2 protein-coding genes are annotated in these 1,556 nt (G+C 45.8%); one reads left to right on the top strand and one right to left on the bottom strand.

Annotated elements, in window-relative coordinates:
- Positions 1-152: 152 nt before the first annotated feature.
- Entirely contained in the window at positions 153-248 is a 96-nt protein-coding gene (petL, locus tag GNE10_RS34390) for a cytochrome b6-f complex subunit PetL (protein ID WP_185570490.1), read from the top strand.
- 76 nt (positions 249-324) lie between these two features.
- Here the strand turns inward: petL and bioB are convergent, their stop codons facing one another.
- Positions 325-1,329 (bottom strand): biotin synthase BioB, encoded by a 1,005-nt coding sequence (bioB, locus tag GNE10_RS34385; protein ID WP_185570491.1) that lies wholly within the window; start codon positions 1,327-1,329, stop codon positions 325-327.
- Positions 1,330-1,556: the final 227 nt, after the last annotated feature.

The raw sequence follows: 1,556 nt of genomic DNA, 5'->3' as shown, positions 1-1,556 counted from the left end.
GAAAGATTTTTTCACCATCCTCCCACACCTCCCACACCTCCGTCTCCTCCCACACCTCCCACACTTCCTGCTTGCCCAATGCCCAATGCCCAATGCCCAATGCCCACAACTAATGATTCAATAGATTTAGGAAGTATTGTGGAGAAAAGTAAATGTTTGCAATTGTGTCTTACATCGGGTTCTTGGGTTTATTCTTTGGTGTTGCTCTTGGTTTGTTTTTCGGTTTGCGGACTGCCAAGATAATTTAATTTAGATTCTTGTGAGGCGGGCTTCCCAGCCTGCCTTTAGTTTCAGGACGGGCGAGACGCCCATCCTACAAGAGATTTATCCTACAACTGCTGGACTTGCGACTTTCTCCTGTCTTTGGGAAGGCGGACGCATTTCTAAACCGAGTAAATTCAGCATTGCGCGATCGCTATCATAATCTGGGCAAGGAGTGGTGACTGTCAACATTTTGTTGTCGTCGCTGGAAAAGATAGAATTGGCTCCTGCCATAAAACACAATGCTTGTTCCACTTGAGAAAGTCTCGCCCTACCAGCACTTAGACGCACATCGGAAGCTGGCATGATAATTCTAGCTGTGGCAATCATCCGCACAACATCCCAAATGGGGACATCAGGCTGATTTTCTAAGGGTGTACCTGGTACTTGGGAAAGAATATTAATTGGCACAGACTCCGGATGCGGATGTAAATTTGCTAAAGTGTGCAACATAGAAATCCGGTCATCCACAGTTTCGCCCAAACCAAGGATACCCCCAGAACATACAGTCACATTTGTTTGACGGACATTTTCAATTGTGTTGAGGCGATCGGCATAAGTTCTTGTGGTGATAATTGTGCTGTAATATTCTTCGGAGGTATCCAAGTTATGGTTATAGGCGTAAAGTCCCGCTGCTTCTAAGCGCTGGGCTTGATTTGGTGTCAACATTCCCAATGTGCAGCATACTTCCAAACCCATTGCTGTCACATCTTTGACCATTTCTAGGACTTCCTCAAATTGTGAGTTATCCCGCACTTGACGCCAAGCAGCACCCATACAGATGCGGCTAACACCAGTTTCTTTGGCTTTTTGGGCAATGCTGACAACGGTTTCCTTTTCTAGGAGTGCTTGCGGCTTTACCTCCGTTTGATAGCGCGAAGATTGGGCACAGTAGCTACAATCTTCTGGGCAACCTCCGGTTTTAATAGATATCAGCTTACAAACTTGGATTTTTGTTGGGTCATGATATTGGCGATGCACGCTAGCAGCTTGATAAATCAGCTCTAGCAAAGGCGTGTTATATATCGCCCTAATCTCTAATTCCTGCCAATCGTAGCGTATTCCCACCGTCACTATCCTTCCTGTAGACTAGGTTTATCAAGGCTGCCTTTTGGTACAGCGTTTGGGCAAAGGGATTTATATTGAAGTTATTAATCACCCATTAGCTCTCAATCCTTGCGCCTAGATATTTAGACATCAGCTTATCAATATTTTGGTTGATTGGCAGATTTAGAGTAAAAATCCTCAAGGGGGAGGGATGAGGGAGATGGGGGGATGGGGAGACGCGGGGACGC

Source organism: Nostoc sp. 2RC, from assembly GCF_014222165.1.
Taxonomy (GTDB): Bacteria; Cyanobacteriota; Cyanobacteriia; order Cyanobacteriales; family Nostocaceae; genus Nostoc; species Nostoc linckia.
Note: the sequence above shows the minus strand (reverse complement) of the source record. Positions and strands in the feature narration are given on the sequence as shown.

Coding starts and splice junctions, on each gene's coding strand:
- petL (WP_185570490.1), top strand. CDS start 153: ATGTTTGCAATTGTGTCTTACATCGGGTTCTTGGGTTTATTCTTTGGT.